The 16,072-nt window shown below is 69.3% G+C and carries 19 protein-coding genes; 8 read left to right on the top strand and 11 right to left on the bottom strand.

From position 1 onward, the window contains the following. Window positions 1-59: 59 nt before the first annotated feature. A complete protein-coding gene (locus tag AC5Y4H_RS14945) occupies window positions 60-1,025 on the bottom strand; it encodes a diacylglycerol/lipid kinase family protein (RefSeq protein ID WP_499982930.1) in 966 nt (321 codons plus the stop codon). Window positions 1,026-1,111: 86 nt separating this feature from the next. Between AC5Y4H_RS14945 and AC5Y4H_RS14940 the strand changes: the two genes are divergently transcribed. Next, window positions 1,112-1,543, top strand: a complete 432-nt coding sequence (locus tag AC5Y4H_RS14940; protein WP_499982928.1) for a hypothetical protein — start codon at window positions 1,112-1,114, stop codon at window positions 1,541-1,543. Here the strand turns inward: AC5Y4H_RS14940 and AC5Y4H_RS14935 are convergent. The 3 genes from AC5Y4H_RS14935 to AC5Y4H_RS14925 are packed head-to-tail and all read right to left on the bottom strand — an operon-like array spanning window position 1,495 to window position 3,733. Continuing rightward, complete coding sequence (locus tag AC5Y4H_RS14935) at window positions 1,495-1,977, bottom strand: GNAT family N-acetyltransferase (RefSeq protein WP_499982925.1); 483 nt, start codon at window positions 1,975-1,977, stop codon at window positions 1,495-1,497. The two genes, AC5Y4H_RS14940 and AC5Y4H_RS14935, sit on opposite strands and share 49 nt — an antisense overlap. Continuing rightward, window positions 1,974-3,071 (bottom strand): isochorismate synthase, encoded by a 1,098-nt coding sequence (locus tag AC5Y4H_RS14930; protein WP_499983046.1) that lies wholly within the window; start codon window positions 3,069-3,071, stop codon window positions 1,974-1,976. The genes AC5Y4H_RS14935 and AC5Y4H_RS14930 overlap by 4 nt, the downstream gene beginning before the upstream one ends. 50 nt (window positions 3,072-3,121) lie before the next feature. Next, window positions 3,122-3,733 carry an acid phosphatase gene (locus AC5Y4H_RS14925; RefSeq protein ID WP_499982924.1) on the bottom strand — a complete coding sequence of 204 codons (612 nt, stop codon included), beginning with the start codon at window positions 3,731-3,733 and terminating at the stop codon, window positions 3,122-3,124. A gap of 119 nt (window positions 3,734-3,852) precedes the next feature. On the opposite strand from AC5Y4H_RS14925, the gene AC5Y4H_RS14920 reads away from it, so the two are divergent. After that, window positions 3,853-4,656, top strand: coding sequence for a ParA family protein (locus AC5Y4H_RS14920; RefSeq protein WP_499982920.1), 804 nt, complete (start codon window positions 3,853-3,855; stop codon window positions 4,654-4,656). Here the strand turns inward: AC5Y4H_RS14920 and AC5Y4H_RS14915 are convergent, their stop codons facing one another. Together AC5Y4H_RS14915 and AC5Y4H_RS14910 are read right to left on the bottom strand one after the other, a co-directional pair. Continuing rightward, window positions 4,657-5,880: an Rv3212 family protein gene (locus tag AC5Y4H_RS14915; protein WP_499982917.1), complete on the bottom strand. Its 1,224-nt coding sequence runs from the start codon at window positions 5,878-5,880 to the stop codon at window positions 4,657-4,659. 16 nt (window positions 5,881-5,896) lie between these two features. Continuing rightward, window positions 5,897-7,462 (bottom strand): DEAD/DEAH box helicase, encoded by a 1,566-nt coding sequence (locus AC5Y4H_RS14910; RefSeq protein WP_499982914.1) that lies wholly within the window; start codon window positions 7,460-7,462, stop codon window positions 5,897-5,899. A 279-nt stretch (window positions 7,463-7,741) separates the two neighbouring features. Here AC5Y4H_RS14910 and AC5Y4H_RS14905 point away from each other — a divergent pair, with 279 nt between their 5' ends. After that, complete coding sequence (locus tag AC5Y4H_RS14905; RefSeq protein WP_499982912.1) at window positions 7,742-8,461, top strand: ferritin-like fold-containing protein; 720 nt, start codon at window positions 7,742-7,744, stop codon at window positions 8,459-8,461. 12 nt (window positions 8,462-8,473) lie between these two features. On the opposite strand, the gene AC5Y4H_RS14900 is transcribed toward AC5Y4H_RS14905, so the two are convergent. After that, on the bottom strand, window positions 8,474-9,187 hold the full coding sequence (locus AC5Y4H_RS14900) for an MmpS family transport accessory protein (protein WP_499982910.1): 714 nt from the start codon (window positions 9,185-9,187) through the stop codon (window positions 8,474-8,476). Window positions 9,188-9,407: 220 nt separating this feature from the next. Between AC5Y4H_RS14900 and AC5Y4H_RS14895 the strand changes: the two genes are divergently transcribed. Continuing rightward, entirely contained in the window at window positions 9,408-9,662 is a 255-nt protein-coding gene (locus AC5Y4H_RS14895; protein ID WP_499982909.1) for a DUF3107 domain-containing protein, read from the top strand. A 3-nt stretch (window positions 9,663-9,665) separates the two neighbouring features. On the opposite strand, the gene fasR is transcribed toward AC5Y4H_RS14895, so the two are convergent. After that, the gene (gene fasR, locus AC5Y4H_RS14890) at window positions 9,666-10,352 is read right to left on the bottom strand and encodes an HTH-type transcriptional activator FasR (protein WP_067128143.1); all 687 of its coding nucleotides are present in this window, start codon (window positions 10,350-10,352) and stop codon (window positions 9,666-9,668) included. 92 nt (window positions 10,353-10,444) lie between these two features. On the opposite strand from fasR, the gene AC5Y4H_RS14885 reads away from it, so the two are divergent. The 3 genes from AC5Y4H_RS14885 to AC5Y4H_RS14875 all read left to right on the top strand — a co-directional run bounded on the left by AC5Y4H_RS14885 (window position 10,445) and on the right by AC5Y4H_RS14875 (window position 13,753). Continuing rightward, complete coding sequence (locus tag AC5Y4H_RS14885; RefSeq protein ID WP_499982907.1) at window positions 10,445-11,575, top strand: DUF3152 domain-containing protein; 1,131 nt, start codon at window positions 10,445-10,447, stop codon at window positions 11,573-11,575. A gap of 103 nt (window positions 11,576-11,678) precedes the next feature. Next, entirely contained in the window at window positions 11,679-12,863 is a 1,185-nt protein-coding gene (gene moeZ, locus AC5Y4H_RS14880) for an adenylyltransferase/sulfurtransferase MoeZ (protein ID WP_499982904.1), read from the top strand. Window positions 12,864-12,898: 35 nt separating this feature from the next. Continuing rightward, complete coding sequence (locus AC5Y4H_RS14875) at window positions 12,899-13,753, top strand: TIGR02569 family protein (protein ID WP_499982902.1); 855 nt, start codon at window positions 12,899-12,901, stop codon at window positions 13,751-13,753. Here AC5Y4H_RS14875 and AC5Y4H_RS14870 read toward each other — a convergent pair. The 3 genes from AC5Y4H_RS14870 to AC5Y4H_RS14860 are packed head-to-tail and all read right to left on the bottom strand — an operon-like array spanning window position 13,750 to window position 15,095. Further along, window positions 13,750-14,058 (bottom strand): MGMT family protein, encoded by a 309-nt coding sequence (locus tag AC5Y4H_RS14870; protein WP_499982900.1) that lies wholly within the window; start codon window positions 14,056-14,058, stop codon window positions 13,750-13,752. The genes AC5Y4H_RS14875 and AC5Y4H_RS14870 overlap by 4 nt on opposite strands. Window positions 14,059-14,060: 2 nt before the next feature. Continuing rightward, entirely contained in the window at window positions 14,061-14,846 is a 786-nt protein-coding gene (locus tag AC5Y4H_RS14865; protein ID WP_499982898.1) for an alpha/beta fold hydrolase, read from the bottom strand. A gap of 45 nt (window positions 14,847-14,891) precedes the next feature. After that, window positions 14,892-15,095: an Rv3202a family protein gene (locus AC5Y4H_RS14860; protein WP_499982897.1), complete on the bottom strand. Its 204-nt coding sequence runs from the start codon at window positions 15,093-15,095 to the stop codon at window positions 14,892-14,894. Between the two features lie 108 nt (window positions 15,096-15,203). Between AC5Y4H_RS14860 and AC5Y4H_RS14855 the strand changes: the two genes are divergently transcribed. After that, window positions 15,204-16,046: a DUF6159 family protein gene (locus AC5Y4H_RS14855; protein ID WP_499982895.1), complete on the top strand. Its 843-nt coding sequence runs from the start codon at window positions 15,204-15,206 to the stop codon at window positions 16,044-16,046. Window positions 16,047-16,072 lie beyond the last annotated feature (26 nt).

Below are 16,072 nucleotides of genomic sequence, written 5' to 3'. Positions count from 1 at the left end.
ACGGGCGCTCCGGTGAAATTTCTCCTCGCGCGCCGCATGGGGTGCGTCATACCCCCAGTTCAGCGCCATTTCTGCTGAGGAGGCGCGACCACCGCCAGCGCGTCTGGGACCGCTTTGAACGTCATGGTTTCGCGCCCGCCGAGGTAGTCACCGTCGAACTGGCACGCCACCGCGCCTGCGGTCGAGGTAACTCGCACGCAGGGCAGGTCGTCTTCGGTGATGAGGTGCTTGAAGTCGAACGTGGGTCGTTTGGCGAGCATCTGCCGCACTATTCGCAGGGTGGGGATCGTCTTCATGGTGGTGGGCGCGAACACCCCCAGGCCTGACTCGAAGCTGCAGCCGGGATTGGTCCACACCGGCCGTTCGTTGGCGAAGGTCCACGGGCTGGAATTCGACACGAACGCGAAGCTGACCCCGGTAATGGGATCGCGGCCGGGAAGTTCCAGCGTCAGCATCGGTTCGCGGCGCGTGTAAGCCCACACGGCGGGCACCGCCGCGCGGATGTAGCGCCACGCAGAAACCTTGCCGCCCTTGTCCCGCTCGGCCTCGACCGCGGCCACCACCTCGGCGTCGACGCCCATGCCCGTGTTGAACACCGCCCAGCGCTCGCCGCAGTCGATCAGGCCGATCCGCCGCCAGGTGCGGCGCCTCTGGTAGTCGTCGAGCAACTGGATGAGCTGATTGGTGGCCGCGACCGGATCCGCGGAGATGCCCAGAGACCGCGCGAGCACGTTCGCCGAACCGCCGGGTACCACCGCAACCGCAGGTACCGGTCCGCTCGGCAGCGGCCCCGGCCTGCCGAGCAAGCCGTTGACCACCCCGCTCACCGTGCCGTCGCCGCCATGCACGACCACCAGATCGATACCGTCGGCGACGGCCTTCTGCGCGAGCTCGGTGCCGTGACCACGGTGATTGGTGTGTTCGACAGAGAGCTGCAGGCGGCTCTTGAGAGCGTGGGCCAGCAGATCGCGACCGGCTGGGGTGGTGGAAGTGGCTGTGGGGTTGACGATCAGCACGGCCCGCATGAGGCACGAGCTTAGGCGGGCCGGTTAAGGAGCGGCTGTGGGGGAACCGCCGGGGAGCGGGAGGCCGCCCTGACTACGCTGACGCTGTGACTCCGCCCGCCGCCCCGGCCCCCGTTCGCCGCGCCGGCCTGATCGTTGTGCTGCAGGGGATTGCGGCGTTGATCGTGGCGGTCGTGTTGGTGGTGCGCGGCATTGCGGGAGCCGATCAGCAGGTGGTCAACGGCCTGGCGACGGCGGGCTGGTTCGTACTGGTCGGCGCGGGGGTGATCGCCGCGGGCCGCGCGCTGATCCTCGGCAAGCGCTGGGGCCGCGGGCTGGCCGTCATCACCCAGCTGCTGTTGCTGCCGGTGGCGTGGTACCTCGCGGTCGGATCACATCAACCGGGCTTCGGGATTCCGGCGGGCGTGGTGGCGCTGATCGTGCTGGGATTGCTGTTCAGTCCGGCCGCGGTGCGCTGGGCCGCCGGCGATCAGGGTGATTCCGCCAAGCCGGCCAACGACGCCCCGGACAGCCGGTAGGTCGTCCATTCGTTCTGCGGCTCCCCGCCGATCCCGTCGTAGAGCGTGATGGCGTCGGCGTTCCAGTTCAGCACCGCCCAGGACAGCCGGGTGTAGCCCCGTTGTAGGCACTCGGACGCCAACGCCGCCAACAGCGCCCGGGCCAACCCGCGCCGGCGGAATTCCGGACGTACGAACAGGTCTTCCAGGTAGATGCCCGCCACGCCGTCCCAGGTGGAGAAGTTGACGAACCACAGCGCCATCGCGGCGATCTCGCCGTCCACCTCGGCGACATGCCCGTGCACCGTCGGCGCCTCGCCGAAAAGCGCTGCCGTGATCTGTGTTTCGGTCACCGTGCACTGATCGGCGGCATGCTCGAATTCGGCCAGCGCGTGGATCATTTCGGTGATCGCGGCGGCGTCTTGCGGCGTGGCGCGACGGACGTGCCGGCTCATTGTTCAACTCCGAGGGCATTGAGGATCGTGCGGAATTTCGTTGTCGTTTCGGCGACTTCCTCGTCGGGGTCGGACTCGGCGACGATACCGCCGCCGGCCCGGGCCAGCGCGCCGCGCCGGTCGGCCGACAGCTGGGCGCAGCGCAGCGCCACCACCCAGCGCCCGTCGCCGCGGGCGTCGCACCAGCCCACCGCCCCGGCGTAGAACCCGCGGTCGCCTTCCAATTCGGTGATCAGCTCGGCCGCGGCCTTCGTCGGCACCCCACCGACCGCCGGGGTGGGGTGCAGCGCCAACGCCAGATCGATTGCGGTGCTTGAGGTGTCACGCAAGCGGCCGGTGATCGGTGTGCACAGATGCCACACCGTGGCGGTGGTGCTCAGCCGCGGTTCGGCGGCAATCGTCAGGTCGTCGCACAACGGCTGCAGCGCGGCCCTGATGGTCTCGATGACCAGCCGGTGCTCATGACGATTCTTGGCCGAGGCGGCCAGCGCGGCGCCGTTGGCGGCGTCGGTCTGCGGGTCGGCGGCACGCGGGGCCGACCCGGCGAACGGCCGGCACTCGACGCGGTCGCCGCTGCGCGCGACCAACAGCTCGGGACTGGCGCCCACCAGGGCGGTGCCCGAGTATTCGTCCCCGGCGGCGCTCAGGTCCACCAGGTAGCCGTAGGCCGCCGGGTCGGCGGCGATGAGCCGGCGCAGGATCACCCGCGCATCCAGCGGGGTGTCGGCAACGAGCCGCAGGGCGCGGGCCAGAACCACCTTTTCCAGCGGGTTGTGGGCGGCGGCGAGCTGCGCACAGGCTCGGCGGATCCGTTCCCGGTATTCGACCGGTGGCGGCACGGCTTCGGCGACTCGCACCGGCGGCAGGCCGTCTTGCGGCCAGTCCGGGGGCCCGCCCGTGGCGTTCACCGTCTCCGGCGTCGACAACGCTGCCGGTCTGGTGACGTCGAAAGGCAAGGCCCCCAACACGATCGGTGCTTCGCCCGAGCGCAGCGCGGCCTGCGCCGCGGCCAACTCACCGTAGCGTCGCCGCACCCCATCGGCGATCAGGGTCCCGGTCGGCCCGCACAGCGCGAACGGCGGTTCGCTGTTCAGCTGCTCGACTCCTGATCGCGCCGCGCGGCGCGCAGCCTCGCCTTCGCCGCTCACCCGGGTTTGATCGCCTGTGGCTGATTGGTCAATCCGAGCGCGCGCAGCTGCCGCACGCCATGCTCGAATCCACAGACGGCGATGGAGCCGGCCAGCATCCAGAAGCGGCTGCCCTCGACGAGGGGCAGCTCCACCCAGCGGGTGATCACCGAACGGGAGAAGTGGCTGTGCCCCACGAACACCACGTCGCGCGAGCTCATGTGTTGCAACGCAAAGGCGACAGCTTGATCCGCGCGGTCGCTGACCTGCGCCACGCTCTCGCCGTCGGGGCAGCCGTGCGTCCAGACCATCCAATCGGGCACCGATTCTTGGATCTGCGGAGTCGTCAGCCCCTCGTAGGATCCGTAATCCCATTCCGCGAGCAGGGGGGAGACCTCGTCGACGCTGAGTACCGCCAGCTTGGCTGTGGTCAGGGCACGGATGCGCGGGCTGCTGACCACCAACGGGTCGACAAGGTCCAGTTCACGCAGGACGCGGCCGGCCAGCTCGGCCTGGACGCGGCCGGTGTCGGTGAGTTCGAGGTCCGTGCGTCCCGTGTGCTGACCCGACTTCGACCACTCGGTCTCGCCGTGGCGCAGCAGCATCAGGCGGTGGTTGTGCAAGCCCATAGCAATTGATTCTGCCGGACGACATGCCGGGCCCGTCGGCCGCAGCGCACGGCGAGCGAACGTGCCAGGATGGGCGTTGTTGAGCGCATGGCGATTTCGCAGAGGGGAGAGCCGGGCCTATGGCTGCTAAGACCCGGGTATTGGCGGTGGCCAACCAAAAGGGTGGTGTCGCCAAGACGACCACTGTCGCGTCGCTGGGTGCGGCGATGCTGGACGATAACAAGCGGGTACTGCTGGTCGACCTCGATCCGCAGGGCTGCCTGACCTTCTCGCTGGGCCAAGACCCGGACAAACTACCGGTCTCCGTGCACGAGGTGCTGCTCGGCGAGGTCGAGCCCAACGCCGCGCTGGTCGAGACGGCGGAGGGAATGACGCTGCTGCCGGCCAACATCGACCTGGCCGGCGCCGAAGCGATGCTGCTGATGCGGGCCGGCCGCGAATATGCGCTCAAGCGCGCGCTGGCCAAACTCGGCGACGAATTCGACGTGGTGATCATCGACTGCCCGCCGTCGCTGGGCGTGCTCACCCTCAACGGGCTGACGGCCGCCGACGAGGTCATCGTGCCGCTGCAGTGCGAGACGCTCGCGCACCGCGGGGTCGGCCAGTTCCTGCGCACGGTCTCCGACGTCCAGCAGATCACCAACCCGGAGCTGCGCCTGCTCGGCGCCCTGCCGACGCTGTACGACTCGCGTACCACCCACACCCGCGACGTCCTGGCCGACGTCGCCGACCGGTACAACCTGCCGGTGCTGGCCCCGCCGATTCCGCGCACCGTGCGATTCGCCGAGGCCAGCGCCTCGGGCTCGTCGGTGATGGCCGGCCGCAAGAACAAGGGGGCGGCGGCCTACGGCGACCTGGCGGCGGCGTTGCTCAAGCACTGGAAGAGCGGCAAGCCGCTGCCGACGTTCGCCGTCGAGGTTTAGCTACCCCAGCGCGACCAGGGTGTCGCCGCGCTGCTCGAGCAGTCGCGAGCCGATCACGGCCGGGAACACCGGCTTTCCGGCCAGCGGGGCGCTCGTCGACCGGTCCACCGGAATGTAGCGTTCGTTGGCGCCATTGAGCGGGTCGTAGACCCCGATCGCGTTGGTGAGAGGCACCAGTAGCCGCCCCGCCATCATCACCCCGGGCCCCAACGGCGTCTTGTCGCCCGCGGCGATGGTGTAGCGCAGCGCCAACGTGTTCGTGTCGAAGACCATCAGCGAATCGCCGGTCCACCAGGTGATCAGGCTGCCGGGGTGCGAGACCGCGGCCGAGCGCGACGGCGGTTTTGGCAGCGGGGTGCTCGACACGGTGGCGCCGGTTTCGTCGATCACGTCTACGCGGGGCTGTGGTGTGGGCAGGTATACCGCGGTGGTGTTCTCCGCGACGGTCAGCACCCGGGCGCCCGAATCCGGGGCGATCCCAGGTTCGGCCACGATGTGTTGCTGCGGTTCGTCGTCGTCCTTGCCCGGACGCAACAGCACCAACCGCAGGTCGGCCTGCTTCGCGCAGCTCTCCAGCACCGACACTGCCTGCGAACTGGCCGCGGCCGAGATCAGCCTGCAGCCGGAGTGCAGCCCGCGCGTCGCCGGTTTCACCCGGGCATCGGACTCGCCGTAGGCCAGCATCCGGACCATGTCCGAACGCCACAGCTCCAGCCGCGTGTCGCCGACCGACAACACCGTCATGCCGTCGGAGGAGAGCCGCACCCGCGGATCGGCGTAACCGCTGCGGGCGGGCCCGCGGCGACCGGTGGCGCCGTCCACCGTGCTCACCTGGCCACAGCCGCGATCGTCGCGATAGACGCCGACGGCGTAGCGGTACAGCCAGGTGACCCCGCACAGGTCGGCGTCGCGGGCGTAGCTCCAGCGGGACTGGCCGGTGTCGGGATCGCGCCCGTCGATCTGGCGGCCCGCGGCGGTGACGACCACTCCGCCCGCTACCACTGGGGCGGTGGTAGCCGGGCTGGCGGCGCTCCACAGCTGCTTGAGGACGGCGGGCACCTGACGGGCCGGGGCCGGATTGGGTGCGGGAAAGGCCGCGGGCCGGCTGACGGTGGCCCGGGCGTCGCTGCTCCACCAGATCAGCGCCGCGACTGCGGCGACCACGACCACGATGGCCGCGGCGGCGATGATGTCGCCTTTGGTCCGGCGCTCGGGTCTGACCATGCGTCGGCGGGGACTTTTAGTTGCTCTGCGTGCCGGCCACGGCCGCTGCGGCGGCTTGCCCGTCGGCGGGCTTGCGGCGCCGACGGCGGCGCCGGGTGGAGCCGGCGTTACCCGGGGGCGAGGCGACCGGGGTTTCCGGGGTGGCGTCGCCGTTGGGGCTCGCGGTGCCGTTGCCCGACGGGTGCGCGCTGACGGGCTGGCCGCCACGGGTGCGCCGCCGGGTGCCGGAACGGCGCGCGGGCCTCTCCGACTTCTGCTCCGGCTTCTTGCCGTCCCGGTCGCCGCCGCGGCGCTGACTTTGCGGCTTGCGGGCCGCGCCCACCGTGCCGCGGGCTTCGGCGGGGATGCCCAGCTCGGCGTGGAGGTGCGGCGAATTGGAATAGGTCTCGGCGGGCTCGGGGCAGTCCAGACCCAGCGCTTTGTCGATCATCGACCAGCGGGGTAGCTCGTCCCAGTCCACCAGGGTGACCGCGATACCGGTCTTACCGGCGCGGCCCGTACGGCCGATGCGGTGCACGTAGGCCTGCTCGTCCTCGGGGATCTGGTAGTTGATGACGTGGGTGATGTCGTCGATGTCGATGCCGCGGGCGGCGACGTCGGTGGCGACCAGCACGTTGATGTCGCCGGTCCGGAAGGCCTTGAGCGCCTTCTCGCGGGCCGCCTGGCCCAGGTCACCGTGCACCGCGCCCACCGCGAAGCCGCGCTCGGCCAGCTCGTCGGCCACCTTCTGCGCGGTGCGCTTGGTGCGGGTGAAGATCATCGTCGCGCCGCGGCCCTCGGCCTGCAGCACCCGGCTGACCAGCTCCACCTTGTCCAGGGCGTGGGCCCGGTAGACGTACTGGACGGTGGTGTCGTGGGTGGCCGCCGAGTGCGGCGCCTCCGCCCGGATGTGGGTGGGCTGGTTCATGAAGGTGCGGGCCAGCGTGATGATCGGGTCCGGCATGGTCGCCGAGAACAGCATGGACTGCCGGTCGGTCGGGATCTGACGCAGGATGCGCTCGATGTCGGGCAGGAAGCCCAGGTCGAGCATCTCGTCGGCCTCGTCGAGCACCAGCACCGACAACCCGCCCAGTTGCAGGTGGTTCTGCTGGCTCAGGTCGAGCAGCCGGCCCGGCGTGCCCACCACGACGTCGGCGCCGGCGCGCAGCGCCTCGATCTGCGGCTCGTAGGGGCGCCCGCCGTAGATGGGGACGACGGACAGCGCCCTGTCCCGGCCGGCATCGTCCTTATCGGCGGACAGGTACTTGGCCGCCAGCGTCAGGTCATCGGTGACCTGCAGGCACAGCTCGCGGGTGGGGACCACGATCAGGGCCCGCGGCGTGCCGTTGAGGGGGCGTGTCGCGGTGCCGGCGGTGATGCGCTGCAGCAGCGGCACGCCGAAGGCGAAGGTCTTGCCCATACCGGTGCGGGCCTGGCCGATCAGGTCGTCGCCGGCGAGCGCCATCGGCAGGGTCAGTTCTTGGATGGCAAAAGGGGTTTCGATCCCCTTTTCGGCGAGCGCGCGCACGATCTCGTCGCGGACGCCGATTTGCGCGAATGTTGGTTGGGGGGCGAGTTCAGTTGTGCTGGTGAGTGTGGTCATGCGTGGGTAAGTAGCCTCTCGGTGACGTATCGGTTTGTGTCGGTGTTTCTCTGTCGCGGTCACGCGCGCACGAGTTCCGACTCCGATTTCGTCGCCGAGTCGCCGGCCCTGGCTCAGTCTGGGATGGCCCCGTTAGGGCGGGCCAGCTGTGCACGCACATTTCGCCGATAGCGGCTTGAAAAACAATTACGGCATGAATACAGCCGCCATCTACCTACATGATAGCTGGTCGACAGCTGGTTCCCATTTCGCGCTAAGTCAGCCGACTACAGTGTTGCCATGACCCGGCCCTCATGCGAGCCCTCCCAAGCCGATCTGGACGCCGACCAAATCGACGATTCGGCCGCCCGGCGGCTGTCGGCCGATCACCCGGGTGTCAACGAGCTGTTCGCGGTCTTGGCCTACGGCGAGATCGCCGCGTTCTACCGGCTCACCGACGAGGCGCGGATGGCCCCCGACCTGCGCGGACGGATATCCATGGCGAGCATGGCCGCCGCCGAGATGCAGCACTACGAGCAGCTGCGCGACGCGCTGGAAAGCCGAGGCGTCGACGTCGTGTCGGCGATGTCCAAGTACGTCTCGGCGCTCGAGAACTACCACCGGCTGACGATGCCAAGCACGTGGCTCGAGGCCTTGGTCAAGACCTATGTGGGCGACGCCCTGGCGGCCGATCTGTACCTCGAGATCGCCCACGGTCTGCCCGACGAGGTCGCCGACGTGGTTCGCGCGACCCTCTCGGAGACCGGGCACTCGCAGTTCGTCGTCGCCGAGGTGCGCGCCGCGGTGACGTCCAGCGGCAAGCAACGCAGCCGGCTGGCGCTGTGGTCCCGCCGGCTGTTCGGGGAAGCGATCACCCAGGCCCAGTACCTGCTGGCCGACCACGACGAGCTGGTCGACCTGGTGATGTCGGGCGCCGGTGGGCTGGGCCAGCTCAACGCTTTCTTCGACCGGATGCAGCAGACGCACGAGCGGCGCATGCACGAACTGGGCCTGAGCTGACGCAGCCGGGGCTCAGCCTGCGCAGGTCGCCATGTTCGAGGTGGTGGACGCGATGATCCGCTGTCCGGCGGCGTTGAAGACCGAGCAGTTGAGTCGGCCGTAGAAGCTGGTCGCGACGACGGATTTGGTCTCCACGCCAGGGTTCAGCACGACCACCTTGGACCACGGCAGCGACACGTTGAACTCGGTCTGCGGTACGCCCCGCGCGTCGGTGTAGACGATGTTCACCAGGTCCAGCAGCTGCTTCGTTCCATTCACGCTGTACAGGATGGTCCGCGGGTTCAGCGCGGCCTGCGGTGGTGCCGCCGCGAGCGGGGGCGCAACGGTGGGCGCCGCCATCGCCGGCGGCGCGATGGGCGCGGCGCTGGGCGTGGTGACCGTCGTGACCGTCTCGGGCGGCAACTGGGTCGGGCGCGGGGCGGCGCTGGGCGCCACCGATGCCTTCGTCGTCGAGGGTGCCGAGGTCACCGGGTGGGGAGCCGGTGCACCAACGGTGGCCTTGGTGGACGCGCTGTCGCCGCTGTTGATGATGACCGCGGTGGCGATGGCGCCCAGGGCGACCACCGCGCCCAGCACCGCCGTGGCCGGGCGCCAGCGAGACTCGACCGGCCAGCCCGTCCAGTTGTAGTCGGCGTTCAGGTGGGGATCGGTGTCGCAAGCATCGTCAAGCTCGTCGTCGGGGTAATCCCGGATCCTGTCGTCAAGGTGCGCCCACGTGGTACCCATGGTGCCGAAGTTAGCGATGTGAAAACACGGATCGGGTATAGCGCGGGTGCCCGAGACAACCTGCAAGCGAATCGTTACCGGGCCGCGACCAAGGTTTCGCTGACCGCGAAGTGTGGGGACGCGGCGAGGTGGGGTTCAGCGGCGTCCACTAGCCTGCTGCTGACAGGGCCGGGACTTCAATACCCTGCGCAAGGCCGCAAGACCCATGGAAGGGGTGACCGTGGAGGTCAAGATCGGTATCACGGATAGTCCGCGCGAGCTGGTCCTTGCCAGCACCCAGACCCCCGCCGAGGTCGAAGAACTGGTCAGCGCCGCCCTCAGCGACGGGTCGGGTCTGCTGCGCCTGAGCGACGAACGGGGCCGCCGCTTCCTGATTCACACCGCCAGGATCGCCTACGTCGAGATCGGCGTCGCCGACGCGCGCCGGGTGGGCTTCGGGATCAGCGCCGAGTCCGGCAAGCACGCAGGCAGGTGAAGTTCAGGAGCGCGTGAGCGGCACGTGTGACAGCCCGCCCCAGGCGAATTGAACGGTGCCGTCGACGGCGTCCGCCTTGGAAATCGGACGGTCGGAGTCCAGCCAATACCTGGCGCAGTCGACGCTGATGCCGACCAGACCGACGGCGATCATCCGGGCCCGGTGCGGGTCCAGACCGGAATCCTCGCTGATCAATGCGAACACGGCGTCGATGCAGGATTCGGTGGCCACGCGAACCTGGGCGGCCACCTCGGGTTCGGTGACGTAGTCGTTCTCGAAGATCAGCCGGTAGCCCTGGCTGTCGTGCTCGATGAAATCGAAGAACGCCTGCACCGCGGAGTGCAGTCGGCGCCGGTTGTCGGTGGTGGTGCTCAGCGCGTTCTGAACGCCCGAGACCAGGTTGTGCACGTGTCGCGCCAGCACCGCGAGGTACAGCTCGAGCTTGCTCGAAAAGTGCTGATACAGAACGGGTTTGCTAACGCCTGCGCGGTCGGCGATCTCGTCCATACCCGCCGCGTGGTAGCCGCGGTCGACGAACACGTCGCTGGCCACGATGAGCAATTGGCCGCGCCGCTCGTCGCGGGGCAACCGGTTGCCTCGCCGGTTCGAAACCGCTGCTCCGTCCGCCGGCCGACCGCGGTCAGCCGATCTGACGGCGCGCCGCGCCGGCACCTTGGCGAGTTCGCTCATCGATTCCTCATCTGATATCAGCGGCCGGCCCCGGTAACGCGGGGTCAGCCCGCTCGCAGCCCGTGGAACGTACCTTACTACCCGAGGAGTCGATGCGGCCGTCATCGCGGTCGTCGCCGCAGGCAGAAGCGGTGTCGGAAGGCGGATTCGGGCGCGCCACGGACGGCGCCGGTCGGCGGCTGTGTAATCCTGGGGAAATGACCTCCCCCCGGCCGCCGCGCAGCACGGGTCGCGTGCCGGTGTTGCGCGACGAGTGGCGAGAGCCGCTGCGGGCGCTGCGCGACCCCCTCGCGCGGGAGCCCGGGCGGGCGCGGGCCGACCGCGAGCGGCCACGACAATGGCGCAAACAAACCTGGCTGGGCCGGTTCGTCTCCACTTATGGGTGGCGCGCGTACGCCCTGCCGGTCCTGGTGGTGGTCACCGCGGTGGTCATGTATCAGACGGTGACGGGCACCGGTGCGCCGAAGCCGACCGCCAGCCAGCCCATCCAGAGTCCGCCGGCGATCGGTGCGGTCGGCACGACGATCATCGATGCCCCGCCGCGCGGGCTGGCCGCGTTCGACGCCAACCTGCCCGCCGGCACCCTGCCCGACGGCGGCCCGTTCACCGAGGCGGGCGACAAGACGTGGCATGTCGTGCCGGGCAGCACGCCCCAGATCGGCCAGGGCACCGCAAAGGTGTTCAGGTACACCGTCGAAGTGGAGAACGGCATCGACCCGACCATGTTCGGCGGCGACGACGCCTTCGCCCAGATGGTCGAACAGACGCTCGGCAATCCGAAGGGCTGGACCCACAACCCGCAGTTCGCGTTCGTCCGGATCGACAACGGTAAACCCGACTTTCGGATCTCCCTGGTGTCACCCGTGACGGTTCGCGAGGGGTGCGGGTACGAGTTCCGCCTCGAAACCTCTTGCTACAACCCGGTTTTCGGTGCAAACCGCGAGTCGCGGGTCTTCCTCAACGAGGCTCGCTGGATACGCGGAGCCGTGCCGTTCGAGGGGGACATCGGGTCCTACCGGCAGTATGTGATCAACCATGAGGTCGGCCACGCCATCGGTTATCTGCACCACGAGCCGTGTGAGCAGCAGGGCGCCCTGGCGCCGGTGATGATGCAGCAGACGTTCTCCACGTCGAACAACGACGCCGCCCAGTTCGACCCCGACGTCGTCAAGGCCGACGGGAAGACCTGCCGGTTCAACCCCTGGCCGTACCCGATCGCCTAGCCCCGGCCGGCGATGCGCGCCGGTGCGCGTTGCCGCGCCCTCGACGGGCTGCTGTGATGGTGGTAGACGCTTTCCGCTAGGCCAACCAAGGAGATGTTTCGCAGTGTCGACGCCGCTGCCGCCGTTGGTGGCGCCCGCAGATCACCTCAGTGGCGACGAGGTGGCCCGCTACAGCCGTCACCTGCTCATTCCCGGCCTCGGCCCCGAGGGGCAGAAGCGGCTCAAGAACGCCCGGGTGCTGGTGATCGGCGCGGGCGGGCTCGGCGCGCCGACGTTGCTCTACCTGGCGGCCGCCGGCGTGGGCACGATCGGCATCGTCGATTTCGATGTGGTCGACGAGTCGAACCTGCAGCGGCAGATCATCCACGGCGTGGCCGACGTCGGACGGTCCAAGGCCCAGTCGGCGCGCGAGTCCATCAACGCCATCAACCCGCTCGTCGACGTGCGGCTGCACGAGTTCCGTCTGGACTCGACCAACGCGGTCGAGTTGTTCGGCTCCTACGACCTGATCGTGGACGGCACCGACAACTTCGCGACGCGGTATCTGGTCAACGACGCCGCGGTGCTGGCCGGAAAGCCCTACGTGTGGGGGTCGATCTACCGGTTCGAGGGCCAGGTCTCGGTGTGCTGGGAGGACGCGCCGGACGGGCGTGGACTCAACTATCGCGATCTCTACCCCGAGCCCCCGTCGGCCGGGTCCGTCCCCTCCTGCGCCGAGGGCGGCGTGCTGGGCATCGTCTGCGCCTCGATCGCCTCGGTGATGAGCACCGAAGTGATCAAACTCATCACCGGGATCGGTGACTCTCTGCTGGGCCGGCTGATGATCTACGACGCGCTGGAGATGACGTATCGCACCATCGCGATCCGCCGTGACCCGTCGGACGCGTCGCGGCCGAAGATCACCGAGCTGGTCGACTACGAGCAGTTGTGCGGTGTGGCGCCCGAGTCCGTCGCGCGCGGGGACGCGTCGGCCATCACCCCGCGAGAATTGCGGGACTGGCTGGATTCCGGCAAGAAGCTGGCCCTGATCGACGTGCGCGAGCCGGTGGAGTTCGAGATCGTGCATATCGAAGGGGCGCAGCTGATTCCGCAGTCGTCGATCACTTCCGGCGAGGGTCTGGCAAAGCTGCCGCAGGATCGTTTGCCGGTGCTGTACTGCAAGACGGGGGTGCGCTCGGCCCAGGCGCTGGCGGTGCTGCGCAAGGCCGGATACGCCGATGCGGTGCATTTGCAGGGCGGGATCGTGGCATGGGCGCAGCAGATGCAACCCGACATGATCATGTACTGACTCAGAACGCCTGTTGGACTCGTTAGAGTACCGGTGTGACAGTCGAGCCACCGCCGGATCATGTGCTGTCGGCGTTTGGCTTGGCCGGCGTAAAGCCCGTCTATCTGGGTGCCAGTTGGGAGGGCGGCTTCCGGTGCGGTGAAGTGGTCCTGTCGCTGGTGGCCGACAACGCGCGCGCGGCCTGGTCCGCCCGAGTCCGCGAAACCCTGTTCGTCGACGGCGTCCGGCTGGCCCGGCCGGTCCGTTCCACCGACGGGCGCTACGTCGTTTCCGGGTGGCGGGCCGACACCTTCGTGGCCGGGACGCCGGAGCCCCGCCATGACGAAGTCGTCTCCGCGGCGGTACGCCTGCATGAGGCGACTGGCAAACTGGACCGCCCCCGCTTTCTGACGCAGGCGCCCGCCGCGCCGTGGGGTGAGGTCGACATCTTCATCGCCGCCGATCGCGCGGCCTGGGAGGATCGGCCGCTGGCCTCGGTGCCCCCGGGCGCGAGGGTGGCCCCCCCGATGGCGGACGCCGAGCGGTCGGTGGAGCTGATCCACCAGCTCGCCACCTTGCGCAAGCCGACCAAGAGCCCCAGCCAGCTGGTGCACGGGGACCTCTACGGAACGGTGCTTTTCGTCGGCACGGCGGCGCCGGGAATCACCGACATCACGCCCTACTGGCGGCCCGCCTCGTGGGCGGCCGGAGTGGTCGTCATCGACGCGCTGTCGTGGGGGGAGGCCGACGACGGCCTGATCGAGCGCTGGAACGCCCTGCCGGAATGGCCGCAAATGTTGTTGCGGGCGTTGATGTTTCGTCTTGCGGTTCACGCGCTGCATCCGCGATCCACCGCGGAGGCATTTCCCGGCCTGGCGCGCACCGCGGCGCTGGTCCGGCTGGTGCTCTAGCGTTCGTCCGGAAACTCGTGGCGAACCTCGTGCAGCGCGATTCTGCCGTCGGTCGCCAGCACGCCTTCGGCGCGCAGCAACTCCAGCTGCCGGGTCGTGAGGTGACGAGCCGGACGCCCGGAGGCGGTGATCACCCGGTGCCAGGGCAGGTCCGACGAGTCGGTCCGCATGATCCAGCCGACGATACGCGGGCTGGAAAGCCCTGCGACAGCGGCGATGTCGCCGTAAGTGGCGACCCGGCCGGACGGGATCGCGGCGACCAGTGCCCGCACCCGCTCGACCTGCTCGTCGGTCACCGGCGCCACGGTCAGCGGCCGTCCAACAGCTCGCGGGTCAACGCGGCGACCTCGTGGGGCTTGGCGTAGGGCACCATGTGGTTGCAGTCGAAATCGAGCAGCCGGAAATCCGATCCCAACCGCTGCGCCAGGCCGTCGATCAGTTCGTCGGTGACATAGGGCGGGGTGGTCCGCTTGGCCCGCACCAAGACCGTGGGGGTCCTCGCGGGCGGCAGCACGGGGTCGCGGGCCAGCTCGCTCCAGTACGACATCATCGCCGGCAGGCTGACCCGCCAGCCGTAGCGCCCGCCGGGCAGCGTGATCAGGTGCTCGTCGATCTCGGCGTCGAGCAGGGCGGGTTCCACATCGGACCAGGAGCCGTGCATCTTTTCCATGCGCGCTTCCTCGGCGTCCGGATAGTCGGGCGAGGACAGCATCGCCTCGGCGATCTCGCGCATCCAGCCGCCGTCCAGCCCCACCGCCGGATCGAGCAGCAGCAGCCCCGCCACCTGGCCGGGGCGCGTCGCCGCCAGGTGCATCGCCAGCCCGCCCCCGAACGAGTGACCCACGATCACCACGGGCGTGTCGGGCTGCTCGTCGAGCAGTGCGGCCAGCGCCGCGACGTTGGCGTCGATGGTCCACGGCGCGGCCCACGAAGACCGGCCGTGGCCGACCAGATCCGGTGCGGCGACGCCGATCCCGGGCAGAAAGCCGGAAAGCTGACGCCAGCGCTGGCCGTGGCCGGTCAATCCGTGCAACGCCAGGATCCGTGCTGGACCGGACGGGCCGTAGCGGTGCACATGTAATTTCGCGGTCACGCGTCGATGGTGCCAGCCGCCGCTATCGGAAGCGGCCGGCGGTCCTCACCGGTCGTCATCCCGATCGTCCTCGGTGGAGACGATGTAGGCCTGCTCGATCACGTCGGCCTCGTTGGCCTCCCGGTCCCCGGCGGCCACGTAGTCGACGTCCAGACCGGTCTCGTCGTCGGAATCCGCGGGCCGCAGTTGTTCCACCGCGTCGCCCTCCGGCGCCTCGTCGATGGGAAAGCCGCGTTCTTCGTCGTGCATGGTCTTCGACCCCTCCTTCCGGTCGTCGTTCGCTCGCGCTCCAGAGTAGGTGGCGACCCGGGTACGCTGAACCGCTCGATCTTCCTCGACGACGCAACGGGAGCGCTCATGGGCAGAATCAGGCGCGGCTGGGCGCTTTCGAGGCAGAGCTGGGAGGTGCTGAGGAAGGACCGGTCGCTCGTCTTCTTCCCGGTCCTGTCCACCTCGTTCGCCGCCCTGGCGACGGTCGCGATCTGGGCGCCGACGCTGCTGGTGCGCGGCGTGCTCGGCGGCCATCACGTCGACAACCGGGACCCCGTCTACTACATCGCGGGGGCGGCGACGGCATACGCGTCCACGTTCATCGCCATTTTCTTCAATGTGGCGCTGGCCGCCTGCGCGGTGCGCTCGATGCGTGGCGAGGACACCACGGTCGCCGAGGGCATCGACGCGGCGGCGCGCCGGATAGTTCCGATCCTGGGATGGACGTTGGTGGCGACCACGGTCGGGCTGATCCTCAAGGCGGTCGAGGAGCGCCTGCCGAACCTGGGCAAGCTCGTCGCGGACCTGGTCGGCGCTGCGTGGGCCGTCGCAACGTTTTTCGTCATACCCGTGATCGCGCTCGAAGGAACCGGACCGTTTCGGTCACTGCGCCGCTCGGTGGACACCATCAAGGCCCGCTGGGGCGAGAGCGCGGCCGGGGCGGCCACCATCGGGGTGGTGACGTTCCTGGTCGCGCTGGTGGTCGTGGTGGGCGGTGTGGTGGGTGGCATCGCGCTGATCGCGGCTCGTCTCGCACCGCTCGGCCTCGCCGTGCTGGCCGCCACATTCGCCGTCGCCGTGGCGATCTCGTTCGTCTCCACCGCGCTCAGCCAGATCTTCCGCGTCGCGGTGTACCACTACGCGGTCACCGGCGAGACGGTCGGCGGGTTCGACGACCGGTTGCTGCGATCCGCATTCGTGGCGCGTTAGCGGACTTGTCGGACCCTCGTGATGTC

The organism is Mycobacterium sp. NGS58 (assembly GCF_059812385.1).
The sequence above is the reverse complement of the archived record's forward strand: the minus strand, read 5'-3'. Positions and strand labels throughout refer to the sequence as shown.